We start from the raw sequence: 14,667 nt of genomic DNA, 5'->3' as shown, positions 1-14,667 counted from the left end.
TATATTACTCACCCGTTCGCCACTCGCCGCCAGGTTGCCCCGCGCTGCCGTTCGACTTGCATGTGTAAAGCATGCCGCCAGCGTTCAATCTGAGCCAGGATCAAACTCTTCAGTTTAATCTCTGTTTGTTGGCATTGCTGCCATCGGTATTGCTACCGAGTCGCTCACTCAAGATACTGACCGTCATCTCATTGCTGAGACAACGCTTAATACTTTTGTGAACATTTGATAATTTAAGTAATCAACAGCGCTTACGCGACTGTTGGCACCTTCATCAAACGCCCACACTTATCGACTGTTAATTTTTAAAGAACTTTGTTCGGTACTGCGTCTTGCTACTTAGCGACGAATCGTTGTGTTCGTCAGCAGCAGAGAAGTGAGATTATGCAGTGTTTCGCGCTTACCGTCAACTTCTTTTCGCTCGCTTGCAACGTCAACTTCGACGTTGCAACTTGGCACTTTAATTCCCTTGGAAACTATGTGTGCCGTAAAGCGGAGGCGCAGTATAGCAAACCCAAGCTATACAGCGCAAGGATCGAAGTACTAAGACCATTCTGTTCATGAAGGGTTCCCTTCGATTCAGCCATATGTGATCTCGGTCTGATACCTAGCTAGTCGGACAGTAGCCGCAGGCTCCTTCGTTCAAAATACTTGCATTATTCAAAACCGAACGTAGTACTATGCTCTACAACAAAGATGTACAGACATCGTGCAGATGACTCTGGGCATCCGAAAACAGTCCATATAAATAGCAGCGGCGGTTTTCACGCCGTCAGCGAAGGACGGAGGAGACAGCATGCTGGAGATTGCCGTGGATCACGTTAAACGTGTCCACTCGGTCGTCCATGGGCGGCTTGAGTCAAACTATGCATCTGGTCTCGTTACGCAATCGGAGCGCGACCAGAGCCCTTCCGGTGCAGTCAACCGGATTACCCAGTCCTGGATTCGATGTCTCAACGAATACAAGCTGGACCCCGGGGCGTGTAACGATCCTGAGGTCGTTTCTGCTGCTGAATTACGGACACGGCAGGAACGTCTTGCCGACCTGCAAGCGGTTGCCAAGGTCGAGATGACGAACCTCTACCAGCAACTGGCCGGTTCCGGTTACGCCATCATGCTGACCGACCGCGATGGCGTGCTGCTGAACTATTTCGGTGACCCGGCTTTTACCCATGCGGCTTCCAAGACCGGCCTGATGCCGGGTGCCTTGTGGAGCGAGCGTGTGCAGGGCACGAATGGCATGGGAACCTGCCTGTTCGAGCGACGGCCACTGACGGTGCATCAGGACGAGCACTATCTTTCCCGCAATATCGGATTGTCATGTGCGGCCGCACCGATTTTCGACCATGAAGAGGAACTCGTCGGCGTGCTCGATGCCTCCGGTGAATCCCACCTCGCGCAGCAACACACGCTGGCCCTGGTCAGCATGTCGGTGCAGATGATCGAGAACCGTGTCTTCCTGCAGCGGTTCCGCCACGAATACATCGTACGTTTCCACAACCGCCCGGAATTCGTCGGTACGCTGAGCGAGGGAGCGATTGCCCTCAGCGTTACCGGCAAGGTGCTGGCAGCCACGCGCTGCGCCCTGTTCCAGCTGGGCCTGCGGTCGCGCAGCGAGATCGTCGGCCGCGACATTGCAGAACTGTTTAATGTCACCTTTTGCGGCCTGATCGATTCCAGTGTCAGGAAAGCCTTCCATCCGGTGCCGATCTTCGAGACCCGCAGTGGTGCACGCTTTTTTGCCGTGATGTACCAGCCGGTATCTAGCACTGGTTCAGGCAGCGGGACCCGGCCGGCACTGCGCGATGGTGCGGACAGCGCTACGCTACCCCGCACCACGCAGCCTGCGCAGACCCTGCCAACGGCGCTCGACGTCTTGCACTTCGGCGACCCCTCGCTGGCTGCCAGCATCGACACCGCCAGGCGCGTGCTCGAGCGCAAGGTCACGATCTTGCTCTATGGAGAGACTGGCACCGGCAAGGAAATGTTCGCGCGCGCAACGCACCTGTCCAGCAGTCGCGCGGCGCGACCTTTCGTAGCAATCAATTGTGCCTCGATACCGGAAGCGCTGATCGAAAGCGAACTGTTCGGATACCGCTCGGGCGCGTTTACCGGCGCCAGCAAGGATGGGCAGCGCGGCAAGCTGCTACAGGCCAATGGCGGCACCCTCTTCCTCGATGAAATCGGCGACATGCCGGTCGCGCTGCAGGCAAGGCTGCTGCGCGTGCTCGAGGAGCGCGAAGTCATGCCGCTCGGCAGTGAACATCCGGTCAAGCTCGACATCCACCTGATCAGCGCCACGCACTGCAACCTGCAACGCAAGATCGATCAGGGCGAATTCCGCGAGGATCTGTATTACCGCCTGCAAGGCGTGACGATCACGCTGCCGCCGCTGCGCGACCGCGCCGACCGCCGCGCTCTCATACGCCACCTGGCGGACGAGGAAAGCGATGCAGGCAGCCCGGTCGAACTCGACGAACGCTTGCTGGCCCTGCTCGACCGGCAGCGCTGGCCAGGCAATGTGCGGCAATTACGCCACCTGCTGCGTACCATGATCGCATTGCGGGAGAGCGATTGCCTGACAGTGCACGACTTGCCTGCCGAATACCGTAGCGATCCGCCGATCATCGCCACACCGCCGTTTGGTGGCGCCCACGTGCTGCCTACGCCGGCAAACGGGCCGAAGCCCGCCCAGGCAGCGAACATCGCCGCGATACCAGACGATCCGGTCGGCCTCGTCCTCGACAACGAAGCGTCATTCACGGAAAAACTGAATCCTCTCGAAAGCGCGGAACGGGTTGCGCTGATGCAGGAACTGACGCGGCGCGACTGGAACCTGAGCAGCGTGGCGCGCGAGCTGAACATCAGCCGCAACACCCTGTACCGCAAGCTGCAGCGGCTGCACATCAAGCCGCCCGAGAAATCGCTGTTTCATTGATGCCAGCCCATGCACGCTCGCTACACCACCACCGCCATCGCCTTGCACTGGCTGATTGCACTGCTGTTGCTCGGCCAGTTCGCATTCGGCCTGCTGCTGGAAGACATCCCGCGCGGCACGCCGGCGCGCGGGATCTACGTGAACCTGCACAAGAGTAGCGGGATCCTGATCGGCCTGCTGATCCTGGTGCGCATCGGCTGGCGGGTGACGCACAGGCCGCCGCCGTTGCCGGACACGATGCCGGCCTGGCAGCGTCATGCGGCCAGGTTCAGCCACATCCTGCTGTATCTGTTGATGGTGGCACTGCCGCTGTCGGGCTATCTGGCCTCGAATTGCAGCAGGCACGGCATCAAGTTCTTCAACGTCGTGCACTGGCAGCCCTGGGGACCGGACGACAAGGCCTGGTATGCGTTCTTCAACCAGACCCATCACCTGGCTGCGCTATTGCTGGCCATCCTCGTCGGTCTGCACTTGCTCGCCGTAGCCAAGCACATGCTGGTCGACCGTGATGGGCTCTTGCTGCGCATGTGGCCGCCACGTCCCGTCCGTACCGCCCCTTCCCGTTCCGACTCACCCCTGGAGACTCGATGACAGCCCGCGCTCACCTTGTTGCCGTCCCGGCCCCGCTGGCCCTGGTCCGCGCCGTCGTCACACCCCTGCTCATGTTGCTGATCGCGCTGTTCGCTACACCGTGGGCCGCGGCACAAGTGAATACGAAGACCGGTGCGGCCCTGGCCTACGTCCCCAACGAGGGATCGGCGACGATTTCGGTCATCGACACGCTGACCGACCAGGTGATCGCCGAACTGCCCGGCGGCAGCAAGCCGCGCGGCCTGGCGGTCGGTGCCGACCGGCGCTGGCTGTACGTCAGCGACCAGCCCAACAATCGCCTGCAACTTGTCGATCTCAAGACACGTACGCTGGGCAGCACGATCGCGCTTGGCGAATCGCCCGAAGGTGTCTCGATTTCGCCCGACGGACGCTGGGTCGCCGCGGCGGTCGAAGGCAAGAACGAGATCGCCGTGACCGATACCCGTAACAATGCGCTGACCTTTTCGATCAAGGTACACGGCAAGAATCCCGAGCATGCGGTGTTCAGTCCGAACGGAAAACTGCTGTTCGTCAGCGCAGAGGAAGGCGAAGCCGTCGACATCATCGATTTCGGCGCGCGCAAGCAGGTCGCCCAGGTCGCGGTAGGCGCACGCCCGCGCGGCATCGGCTTCCTGCCCGACAGCAGCCGGGCTTATGTGGCTACCGAGAATGCGAATGAAGTGTTCGTCATCGACACCACCCGTTTTGCGATCCTCGCCCGCATCAAGGCAGGCTTGCGCGCGAATGGCATTGCCGTGCATCCGAACGGCCGCGAAGTCTATGTGTCGAACGGTGGCGATGCCAACGTCGCGGTGATCGATACCGCCAGCAACCAGGTGGTGACCACGATCCCGGTCGGCCAGCGTCCATGGAATATGGCACTGACACCCGACGGCAAGAAACTGTATGTTGCCAACGGCCGATCGAACAGCGTGTCGGTGATCGATACGGAAAATCACACCCGGCTGCGTGACGTCGCGGTCGGCAAACTGCCCTGGGGCGTGATCATCAAATAGCGAGCTTGTGCCCGGCGCTCAGGGCATGCCGACGTCGACGCTGACGGCGCGCCGCATGCCCACCGGCGTGCCCATCGCGGCTGTGCCATTCAGCAGATCGAGCACCAGTCCGGCCGGATTGCAGCCGGTCGACGCATGCAAACCGGCATAGGCCGCAGTCAGGCGTGGATTCACGTCGAGCACCATGGCGCCATGTGCGGTAAGTACAAAATCGACCCCGACGTAGCCCCACAGGGTGGGAATGGCCGCCGCCACTTGCTGGGCCAGGCGCGCCAGCGTGCCGTCGCCATCGCTCAAGCCATTCACGACGCTGCCGAGGAAGTGAAAGCGATTGTCGCGCATCGCCATGCGTTCCAGGTTGCAGGCCAATACCCGAGCGATACCGTCGCAGCAGATCAGGGACAGACTACCCAGTTTTCCGGCGACGAAGGGCTGCAGTACATAACGGTCTGCCGCGTTGGCGCGAATCCAGGCCAGCGCCGCAGCCCGGTCGCTGAACAAGCGGGTATCGAGGCAGCCCGCGCCATCATCGGGTTTGACCACCCACGGACCACTGTCGTGCGGCAAGGCCGCATGCGGGCTGTAGGTGGCGACGACAGCGACCCCACCTGCCCTCAGCACACGCGCCAGCTCGAGCTTGCTTGCCACGACCTCCACTGCGCCGGGCGCACTGCCCAGCAGGATACGCTTGCCGCGCAAAATAGCGCGCGACAGCTGCTCGAGCATGCCATCCGATTCACTGGCCAGCGGCCACACCGCATCGGCCGCCTGCAAACCGGCGGCAAACTGGGCACCGAACCGATGCGCTTCCAGCGGCAAGGACGGCAGCTGCGGCTGCGGGGGCACTTCCACTGCCGACGGCATAGCCGGCTGTCCATCGGGCGCTGCTGGAGATTGCACCCACGCCGGTCCGTTGCCCACATGAGACTCTGCCGAAGCCGCCGTTATATCGACTCCCCCCGCGTCCACCGCCGCGTCCGCCGCAACGGCTGCCAAGCCCGGGCTTGCCGTTGTCAGCACGTCGATACCGGACAAGGCGCCCAGGTCGGCCAGCAAGGCCTGGAACAGCATCTCGCCCTGGCGCCTGAGCGTTCCCGGCAGCCGCCGTGCCGGCGTGACGCCTGCTGCGATTGGGTCGAACACGAACACTTTCATGCGCGCCATCGCATGCCTCCAGCAGGTTCGAATGTCCAGGTACCCCGGCCACATCCGTCAGTGCCCCGGTTGCGTCACGCTGACAAGCGTGAGTGTCTCGTCGATTGCCGGCACGGGCTGGCCCGGCCGTGGCGCCGGCGCAGTGCTGTCCGGCGCGGCACCGGCAGCCGGTGCGCCCTTGGCCGGTGCTGTGGAAGTTCCCGCGCTGGCCGGGCCGATGGCGGCCGCTGCCTTGCCGTTACCATTGTCGAGCGAACTGCGCACTTGATATATCCCACCTGGCACCTGTTCACTGACGACAAAGACGTAGGTCTTGTGCACATAAGACTCGAAGCGCGCGTGCATCGGGTCGTTCAGGTAGGGCTGGATGCGCACTGCCTGCGCGGGCAAGGATTTGCCCTGGTAGCGGATCGACTGTGCGCTGACCTGCGCGCCCTCGGCCAGCGCCATCCGGATCCGCTTGCGGAAGTAGGCAGTCGAGCCACCCGTCAAGCGCTTCATCTCGGCGATGTCCCGTTCGAGAAAGCCGAGCAGTATGGGATTGCCATGTGCCTCTTCCAGCGCAGGAATGTCGTGCTTGTGCGCCCCCGACAGGAAATGCAGGGTGGCGCTGGTCTTGCCCTTGCTGGCGGCCAGGTCGAGCTGCACCTTGTCGCTGAATCCCGGCTCGATGTTGCTCACCTTGCGGAATTCATAGACCAGCACGGCTGGTGGCTTGATGCGCGCCAGGTGATCGGTCTCGAACAGCAAGGTTTCGGCCGACGAGACGACCTGGGCTGCAGCCTGGCCCGCCAGCAATGCGATGCACGCGGCTGCGGCCAGCGTCCACAACACGTTGCCGGACGAAGCGCCAGCCTCGCGGCCTGCGGATGAAAACGGCAGCCGGCGCAGCAGCGGTCGGGGCATGGACGATGTCATCATGGTGTTCCGGCACGCTGGGACATGCGCAACGCCTGCCCCTTCTGGTCGAGCAGCGGCACGCCATACTGCTCGAGAATGGCGTTGATCTTGCCTTGATTAGCGCTGATCAATTGATCAATACGTTGGCGGAATGCCTTGTCCGCCTGCCGCACACCCATGGCGATCTCGAAGTCGAGCTTCATCCCAGGCCGCGACGCCAGCGGCACCGCGACGATCGGTACACTGCGCTTGTTGTGCGCCACATAGCCGGCAATCGGCCCCCAGACGAAGGCCAGGTCGATCTTGCCGCTGGCCAGGTCGCGTTCGATGGTTTGTCCGGGATATTCTTCGGCATCGCCCGACTGGATCTGGTACCACTCCACCTGCGACATGAGATCGTTCTTCAGCAACCAATCGATCATCGGCGACGCACTGAATACCCCGAAGCGCAGCTTGCCACGTTGCGCAGGGTTCAATGCCAGCACACCGTCCAGGTCGCGCACGCCATCCAGGCCCTTGCCCCGGTCTTTCACATACACCAGCGCATAGCTGGAGTGATAATAAGGCTGGGTGGTGGCCGCCATCTCGAAGCCGGCCGGCACGCCGGTTACCAGGTCGCATTTGAAGCGGTCCGAATTTTCCTCTTTGGCATGCAGGGTATTGCGGATGAACCCGATCCGCTGCGGGAACCAGGTCGTTTCCAGCTTCCAGCCCAGTTCCTGGGCAAACAGGGCGGCAATCCGGTTTTCGAAGCCGGCCTGGGAGCGGCTCGAGAACGGCAGATTGTTGGGATCCTGGCAAACCCGCAGTACCTTGTCCTGTCCGGGCCCGGCCGTATCTGGCACGGCCGCAGGCTTGGCACCTGCCGGCTCGCCGGCCGCCTGCTGGGCGCCCGCAGGCGGCGCAAGCCAGCACAGCGCACCCAGCATGACACCCGCAACAGCGCGTCGAGGCCTGCCAAGCCAGGCCGGCAAGGCTTTCGCGGTGCGCACGCGCGATCTCATTTGCCCATCTCCTCCAGACGGCCGGGCTGGATCGCCCCATCCGACCGCCCCTTCAGATAGGCATACAGGTTGTCGATGTTCTCGACCACCATCTTGCTGCCATCGAAATTGGGCATGCCCTTGTCGATCCGCCCTTTGAGGACGGTTTCCTTGAACTGGTCCTTGGTCAAAACCTTGAGGCTGTTGACCAGCGACGGGCCGACCATGCCTTCCTGGGCGGCGCCATGACAGCGTTCGCATGCCAGCGCGCGCCAGGTGCGCCAGCCGCTCAGGGTATGGGCATCCACCTTGTTGCCGCCGCTGACCTGGTAGGGCGCCGCATCCGCAGCCTGGGCCACGGCCGGCGTCAAACCGGGAACGACGAGAAAAGCGGCAGCTATCGCCACGGACAACGTAGCTTTCATACATGTACTCATATAAATTCCTTGGATAAGCCGGAAGCCTCTGCAATGACCAGCGTCATGCCGGTCATTGCCAGGTTGTGCGCGGTTCAGCGATCGGGCAAGGCGAATACCGTCAGCACCCCGCCCAGTTCGGTGTACCTGGCGAGGTCCTTGTAGCCGCCGACGGCACCCAGCCCTTCGGTGCCCTTGGTCAGGCCTGCCGCCAGGCCGATGCCGGCCCAGCCGCCGATCCCCGACAGCACGCCGACGTACTGCTTGCCCTTGTATTCCCAGGTGGTGACGTTGCCGATGATGCCGGACGGGGTCTTGAACTTCCACACCTCCTTGCCGTTCAGGTCGACCGCCTTCAGGTAACCTTCCAGGGTGCCGTAGAACACCACGTCGCCGGCGGTGCTGAGCGCCCCGCTCCACACGGAAAACCGCTCTGGCTTCGACCACACCATCTTGCCGGTGCCGGCATCCCAGGCGATGAAGTTACCCATGCCGCCATGGCTGTTCGGGGCGGCATACATCGAGAGGGTCGAGCCGACATAGGGCTGGCCGGCCGTGTATTCGATCTGGAACGGCTCGTAGTCCATGCAGACGTGGTTGGTCGGCACGTAGAACAGGCCGGTCTTGGGCGAGAAGCTCGCCGGCTGCTGGTCCTTGGTGCCGAGCGCTGACGGACAGACGCCCTTGGTATTCACGTCGGGACCGTTCTTGTCTGTACTGTATTTGGCGACGACTTGCGGCCGGCCGCTCTTCATGTCGATGTGGGTGGCCCAGTTCACGACCGGATCGTATTTTTCGGCCACCAGCAGCTCGCCGCTCACGCGGTCCATCGTATAGGCAAAACCGTTGCGATCGAAGTGGACCAGCGCCTTGCGTGGTTGGCCCTTGACCTTGATGTCCGCCAGGATCATTTCGTTGATGCCGTCGTAGTCCCATTCGTCATGCGGGGTCATCTGGTAGACCCATTTCGCCATGCCGGTATCGAGGTCGCGCGCGAAGATCGTCATCGACCATTTGTTGTCGCCCGGACGCTGGCGCGGGTTCCAGGTGCTCGGGTTACCGGTGCCGTAGTACACCGTGTTCAGCTCCGGATCGTAGCTGTACCAGCCCCAGGTGGTGCCACCGCCCAGTTTCCACTGGTCGCCCTGCCAGGTCTTGAGCGACGAGTTAGCGCCGATCGGTGCCATCTTGCCGTCGGTCCAGGTCATGGTTTTATTGGGATCGACGATCAGTTCGTTGTCGGGGCCGGTGCTGTAGGCTTTCCACAGCACCTTGCCGGTATTGATGTCGTGCGCCGTGATGCGCCCGCGCACGCCGAATTCGCCGCCGCTGATGCCGGTCAGGATCTTGTCCTTGAAGACGTGCGGGGTATTGGTGGTCGTTTCGCCCAGCTTGGGATCGCCTACCTTGACCTTCCACAGTTCATTGCCTGTCTTGGCGTCCAGCGCCACCAGCGTGGTGTCGGCCTGCTGCAGGAAGATCTTGCCGTTGGCGTAGGCCAGGCCGCGGTTCACGGTGTCGCAGCACATCACGGGAATCACGGTCGGGTCCTGCTTCGGCTCGTATTTCCAGCGGATGCTCTGGTCTTCCAGGGCGATCGCAAACACCTTGTTGGGGAACGGGCTGTGCAGGTACATCGTGTCGCCGATGACCAGCGGTCCACCTTCGTGGCCGCGCAGCACGCCGGTGGAGAAGGTCCAGGCGACGGTGAGATTCTTGGCGTTCTTGCTGTTGATTTGCTTCAGTTCGCTGTAACGGTGATTGTCCATGCTGCCGGCCTGCATCGCCCAGTTCTTCGGGTCCTTGGTAAGCTTTGCGGTGTCCGAGTCGGCTGCGAATGCTGCGCCGGCGACAAGTGCCAGCCCCCCGGCCAGGCACCCGGCCAGACAGGTGAGTCGCGATTGAAATGACATGATGACGTCTCCTCGTGGTTTTTTTCGGTGGTACAGCGTGGTGGGTTCAGCTCCTCAACGTTGGGGCACGGCGCAGGCCTTGTTGGCACCGGCCTCGATCTCCTTGTACTTGCTGGCCATGTTCCTGACCGAAGCCTCGTCCCGGAACTCGCCACCGCGCTCGCCCGCCAGGCTCTGGTTGCGCAAGGCGACCGACATCGCCACGTAGTCGTCATAGCGCAGGGTCTTGGCAATGCGGTCGACGACGCATGAGCACTTGTAGAGATACTCGTATTTGCCGTCGTGCTTTTGCATGCACTCCAGCACGTACTCGACGCGTCCGCTGGTCGGAAAATCGTCGGCCGGCACTGCCGGCGCGGCCGCCGGCGCAGTCGACAAGAGGAGCAGCAGCATCGGCAGCAGGCGGGATGGCTTCATTCGGGTCTCCGGTCATTGTTATCGTCAGGGTCAATCCTTGAGTACGCCCTTCTGCCGGGCGACGTGGGTCGAGATCGCATCCATCAGCGGCGGCGACAGCACGTCGTAGGGCGGCAAGCCGAGCTCGTTCAGGCGCGCACGCACGGCGCCCATGTTCTCGGGCCGGGCACCGGATTCGATGATGGATGAGACGAAGGCGGCGAACTCCGGCGGCGCCCAGCCGGTCTGCGGCGATAGTTCCGTATGCACGAAGTCGAAGCCGTAGAAGGCGTGCTGGTCGTTCTCGATGCGGCCGTACAGGTGCACGCCGCAGACTTCGCAGGCATGGCGCTGGATGGTGGCGCTCGGATCGACCACTTTCAGCTTCTCGCCGTTGGCTGTCACCCTGACCTTGTCGCGTCCGACCACGGCCACCTGGGAAAACAGCGACCCATCCGGCTTCCAGCACTTGGTGCAGCCGCACACATGGTTGTAGGCCACCTGCGCGCCGATCTCGACCGTGACCGGATCGGTGGCGCAATGGCAGGACAAGGTCCCGCCCTCGAAGCCCGGCTGTTCCGGCGCGACGCCGTTGTCGACAGCCGGGTGGATCTTGACTGCATCACTCATGATCGTTCTCCTTGTTGGTATTGACGGTTCAATACAGGACCACGGACCGGATCGACTGCCCGGCCTTCATCAGATCGAAGCCTTCATTGATGCGTTCGAGCGGCAAGGTGTGGGTGATCAGGTCGTCGATATTGATCTTGCCGTCCATGTACCAGTCGACGATTTTGGGCGCGTCGGTACGGCCGCGCGCGCCGCCGAAGGCCGAGCCCTTCCACTGGCGCCCCGTCACCAGCTGGAATGGACGCGTGGAGATTTCCTGGCCAGCCGCGGCGACCCCGATGATGAAGGACTGGCCCCAGCCCTTGTGACAGCACTCGAGGGCCTGGCGCATGATCTGCACGTTGCCGATGCATTCGAAGGAATAGTCGGCGCCGCCGTCGGTCAGCTGCACGATGTGGTCGACCAGGTTGCCGACCTCGTTCGGATTGACGAAATCGGTCATGCCGAACTTGCGCGCGATGTCGACGCGCCCCGGATTGATGTCGACCCCGATGATCTTGTCGGCGCCGACCATCTTCGCGCCCTGGATCACGTTCAGGCCGATGCCGCCGAGGCCGAACACGACGACGTTGGCGCCCGGCTCCACCTTGGCCGAAAATACGACGGCGCCGACGCCGGTGGTGACGCCGCAGCCGATGTAGCATGCCTTGTCGAAGGGGGCATCCGGACGGATTTTCGCCAGCGCAATTTCCGGCACCACGATGTAATTGGAAAAGGTCGAGGTGCCCATGTAGTGGAACAGCGGGCGGCCGTCGAGAGAGAAGCGGCTGGTCGCGTCTGGCATCAGGCCGCGCCCCTGGGTGCCGCGGATCGCCTGGCACAGGTTGGTCTTGCGCGACAGGCAGAATTTGCATTGCCGGCATTCGGGCGTGTACAGCGGGATCACATGGTCGTCGCGCCGGACCGAGGTGACGCCGGGGCCGGTCTCGAGCACGACGCCGGCGCCTTCATGGCCCAGGATCGCGGGAAAGATTCCTTCGGGATCGGCGCCCGACAGCGTGTAGTAATCGGTGTGGCAGATGCCGGTCGCCTTGATTTCGACCAGCACCTCCCCGGCACGCGGTCCCTCCAGGTCGACCTCGGCAATCGACAGGGGCTCCCCGGCTTTCCAGGCAATGGCGGCTCGCGTTTTCATGGGTTCTCCAATATCAATGGTGAATCAGAACGTAAGGCGACAGCCGGCGCTGCAGCGCGCAGGGCCGGCATCAGCATCGATGGGAGTGAAGGAACCGCCTGGATGGCACGGCTGCGTCATACCGATCGTCCCCTGTGTTGGTCTTGTCATATAAGATCAGCAAGGGTTGTGCCAAGCGGACTGCCGGGCGATGTGCGGTCCAGCTGTTCAAAAACTGAACAGCGGTGATCCGTTAGCGGGACAGGGTGTGATGTGAGAGTGACAGTGGACAGCGCGCTACGCGCTAGCCGGCGTCCGGCTCAGTGCGGATGAAATCGACGAAGGCACGCAGCGGCGCCGGCACCAGGCGCCGCCCCGGGTAATACAGGTAGGGGCCGGAAAATTGCGGCCACCACGGTTCGAGCACGGGCTCGAGCAGGCCGCGGTCGAGGTACGGACGCAGCCAGTCTTCGAACAGGTAGACGACGCCGAGTCCGGCGACAGCCGACTCGACCGCCAGGTCGATGGCGCCGCCGACCTGGACCAGCAAGGGGCCGGGCGGATCGATGGTCAGCGTGTCGCCGGCATGCTCGAACTGCCATTCGATCATGGCGCCGCTGGCGAAGCGTCCGCGCATGCAGGCATGCCCCAGCAGCTCACGCGGGTGGTGCGGACGGCCGCGCCGCTCCAGGTAGGCGGGCGACGCGGCGGCGGCCATGCGCTGCACGCGTGGACCGATCGGCACTGCCACCATGTCCAGCTCCAGACGTTCTTCATAGCGGATGCCGGCATCGCAGCCGGCGGCGAGCACGTCGACGAAGTTTTCGTCGGCGGTCACTTCGAGGCGGATCTCGGGATAGGCGGTGAGAAAGCGCGGCACGATCGACGGCAACACCAGGCGCGCGGCGCTGACCGGCACGTTCAGGCGCAGGGTGCCGCTGGGCGTGTCGCGAAAACCATTGACGACGTCTAAGGCGCTCTCGACTTCGCTCAGGACAGGATCGAGGCGTGCGAGCAGGCTCTTGCCGGCATCGGTGGGTACGACGCTGCGCGTAGTGCGGTTCAGCAGCCGTACGCCGAGCCGGGCTTCGAGGCGGCGGACCGCATCGCTCAGACCGGACGCGCTGGTATTCGTGGCGCGCGCGGCGTCGCGGAAGCCGCCGGCGCGGGCAACGGCAACAAAAGCTGACAGATCGCCGAGATCGATTTTCATTGTTCGTTTTTTCGTACAACCCATCCGGACTATAGCGGATTGTCCTGGGTGATGTCTCGACTTATCGTGGAGACACTACTTAAACAAAAGGAGAATCACATGTCCAGTATTGACCAGGCCGGTACTTATCTACTCGGCGACCGTAGCGTCCGGCGTCTCGGCTACGGCGCCATGCAACTGGCCGGACCCGGCGTCTTCGGCCCGCCCAAGGATCCGGCCGCGGCGCTTGCCGTGTTGCGTGAGGCGCTGGCCCTGGGTGTCGATCACATCGACACTTCGGATTTCTATGGACCTCACGTTACCAATCAATTGATCCGAGAAGCGCTGCATCCCTATCCAGACGCGCTGACGATCGTGACCAAGATCGGCGCCCGCCGCGATGCACAGGCCAACTGGCTGCTGGCGGACACGGCCCAGGAACTGGAACAGGCCGTCCACGACAACCTGCGCAATCTCGGTGTCGATGTGCTGGACGTGGTCAATTTCCGCAGCATGATCGACGTGCATGGACCGGCCGAGGGTTCGCTCGAGGCGCCGCTCACGGCGCTGGCCGAGCTGAAGCAACGTGGGCTGATCCGCCATGTCGGGATCAGCAACGTGACAATGACGCAGGTCGAGCAAGCACGGCGCATCCTGCCGGTCGCCTGCGTACAGAACATGTATAACCTGGCGCATCGCGGTGACGATGCAATGATCGATGCGTTGGCGCGCGACGGGATCGCTTATGTGCCGTTCTTCCCGCTCGGAGGCTTTTCGCCGCTGCAGTCGGATGCCTTGTCGCAAGTGGCGGAGGAATGCGGGGCGACGCCGATGCAGGTGGCGATCGCCTGGCTGCTGCAACGCTCGCCGAATATCCTGGTGATTCCGGGCACGTCGTCGGTGGCGCATTTGCGCGAGAACCTGGAGGCGGCCGATCTTCGATTGAGCGAAGACGCTTTGACGGCGCTGGACAATATCGGGCAGGTATAAAGTCGGGAAGGTATAAAGCAAAAAACCCCACTCGGCTTGCCAAGTGGGGTTTTGCATTACTACTTTACTACTGCTATTAATTAGCCTGACGATAACCTACTTTCACACTGGTTGCAGCACTATCATCGGCGCAAAGTCGTTTCACGGTCCTGTTCGGGATGGGAAGGGGTGGTACCGACTTGCTATGGTCATCAGGCATAAACTGTACGAGTGCGCTTCGCTGTGCTGGGCGCCACTCTGAATCCGGAAGAAGTATTTAGTTTTTGAATCTGGGTATCAACAAACAGCTGTCAATCTCAACCTTGTACTGCCAAGGTTATAGGGACAAGCCGTACGGGCAATTAGTACTGGTTAGCTTAATGCATTACTGCACTTCCACACCCAGCCTATCAACGTCCTGGTCTCGAACGACCCTTCAAGGAGCTCAAGGCTC

At 62.3% G+C, this 14,667-nt stretch carries 13 protein-coding genes and 3 rRNA genes; 4 read left to right on the top strand and 12 right to left on the bottom strand.

Annotated features, from left to right (window positions below; genetic code table 11):
• A 16S ribosomal RNA gene (locus tag U1H99_RS29945) occupies positions 1–116 on the bottom strand; the annotation flags it as partial.
• 680 nt (positions 117–796) lie between these two features.
• On the opposite strand from U1H99_RS29945, the gene U1H99_RS29940 reads away from it, so the two are divergent.
• From U1H99_RS29940 to U1H99_RS29930, 3 genes are read left to right on the top strand one after another with little or no spacing between them, the layout of a single operon-like run.
• Positions 797–2,938, top strand: coding sequence for a sigma-54-dependent Fis family transcriptional regulator (locus U1H99_RS29940; RefSeq protein ID WP_323145140.1), 2,142 nt, complete (start codon positions 797–799; stop codon positions 2,936–2,938).
• 9 nt (positions 2,939–2,947) lie between these two features.
• Entirely contained in the window at positions 2,948–3,529 is a 582-nt protein-coding gene (locus U1H99_RS29935) for a cytochrome b (protein ID WP_323145139.1), read from the top strand.
• A complete protein-coding gene (locus tag U1H99_RS29930) occupies positions 3,526–4,545 on the top strand; it encodes a beta-propeller fold lactonase family protein (RefSeq protein ID WP_323145138.1) in 1,020 nt (339 codons plus the stop codon). Before U1H99_RS29935 ends, U1H99_RS29930 begins: the two co-directional genes overlap by 4 nt.
• 18 nt (positions 4,546–4,563) lie before the next feature.
• Here U1H99_RS29930 and U1H99_RS29925 read toward each other — a convergent pair whose 3' ends face one another.
• The 9 genes from U1H99_RS29925 to U1H99_RS29885 all read right to left on the bottom strand — a co-directional run bounded on the left by U1H99_RS29925 (position 4,564) and on the right by U1H99_RS29885 (position 13,265).
• A complete protein-coding gene (locus tag U1H99_RS29925) occupies positions 4,564–5,709 on the bottom strand; it encodes an ATP-grasp domain-containing protein (protein WP_323145137.1) in 1,146 nt (381 codons plus the stop codon).
• Positions 5,710–5,757: 48 nt separating this feature from the next.
• On the bottom strand, positions 5,758–6,606 hold the full coding sequence (locus tag U1H99_RS29920) for a hypothetical protein (protein WP_323145136.1): 849 nt from the start codon (positions 6,604–6,606) through the stop codon (positions 5,758–5,760).
• An 11-nt stretch (positions 6,607–6,617) separates the two neighbouring features.
• Positions 6,618–7,604 carry a quinoprotein dehydrogenase-associated putative ABC transporter substrate-binding protein gene (locus U1H99_RS29915; protein WP_323145135.1) on the bottom strand — a complete coding sequence of 329 codons (987 nt, stop codon included), beginning with the start codon at positions 7,602–7,604 and terminating at the stop codon, positions 6,618–6,620.
• Positions 7,601–8,008, bottom strand: a complete 408-nt coding sequence (locus U1H99_RS29910; protein ID WP_323145134.1) for a c-type cytochrome — start codon at positions 8,006–8,008, stop codon at positions 7,601–7,603. The genes U1H99_RS29915 and U1H99_RS29910 overlap by 4 nt, the downstream gene beginning before the upstream one ends.
• Positions 8,009–8,094: 86 nt before the next feature.
• Positions 8,095–9,912, bottom strand: coding sequence for a methanol/ethanol family PQQ-dependent dehydrogenase (locus U1H99_RS29905; RefSeq protein WP_323145133.1), 1,818 nt, complete (start codon positions 9,910–9,912; stop codon positions 8,095–8,097).
• A 54-nt stretch (positions 9,913–9,966) separates the two neighbouring features.
• Positions 9,967–10,329, bottom strand: a complete 363-nt coding sequence (locus tag U1H99_RS29900; protein ID WP_323145132.1) for a hypothetical protein — start codon at positions 10,327–10,329, stop codon at positions 9,967–9,969.
• A gap of 30 nt (positions 10,330–10,359) precedes the next feature.
• On the bottom strand, positions 10,360–10,938 hold the full coding sequence (gene gfa, locus U1H99_RS29895; protein ID WP_323145131.1) for an S-(hydroxymethyl)glutathione synthase: 579 nt from the start codon (positions 10,936–10,938) through the stop codon (positions 10,360–10,362).
• A gap of 28 nt (positions 10,939–10,966) precedes the next feature.
• Positions 10,967–12,073 carry an S-(hydroxymethyl)glutathione dehydrogenase/class III alcohol dehydrogenase gene (locus tag U1H99_RS29890; protein WP_323145130.1) on the bottom strand — a complete coding sequence of 369 codons (1,107 nt, stop codon included), beginning with the start codon at positions 12,071–12,073 and terminating at the stop codon, positions 10,967–10,969.
• A gap of 283 nt (positions 12,074–12,356) precedes the next feature.
• The gene (locus tag U1H99_RS29885; protein WP_323145129.1) at positions 12,357–13,265 is read right to left on the bottom strand and encodes a LysR family transcriptional regulator; all 909 of its coding nucleotides are present in this window, start codon (positions 13,263–13,265) and stop codon (positions 12,357–12,359) included.
• Between the two features lie 99 nt (positions 13,266–13,364).
• Here U1H99_RS29885 and U1H99_RS29880 point away from each other — a divergent pair, with 99 nt between their 5' ends.
• Positions 13,365–14,234, top strand: a complete 870-nt coding sequence (locus U1H99_RS29880; RefSeq protein ID WP_323145128.1) for an aldo/keto reductase family oxidoreductase — start codon at positions 13,365–13,367, stop codon at positions 14,232–14,234.
• Between the two features lie 83 nt (positions 14,235–14,317).
• On the opposite strand, the gene rrf is transcribed toward U1H99_RS29880, so the two are convergent.
• Together rrf and U1H99_RS29870 are read right to left on the bottom strand one after the other, a co-directional pair.
• A 5S ribosomal RNA gene (gene rrf, locus U1H99_RS29875) occupies positions 14,318–14,430 on the bottom strand.
• 124 nt (positions 14,431–14,554) lie between these two features.
• Positions 14,555–14,667, bottom strand: a 23S ribosomal RNA gene (locus tag U1H99_RS29870); the annotation flags it as partial.

It is taken from the genome of Massilia phyllosphaerae, from assembly GCF_034659755.1.
GTDB classification, from domain to species: domain Bacteria; phylum Pseudomonadota; class Gammaproteobacteria; order Burkholderiales; family Burkholderiaceae_D; genus Telluria; species Telluria phyllosphaerae.
Note: the sequence above shows the minus strand (reverse complement) of the source record. Positions and strands in the feature narration are given on the sequence as shown.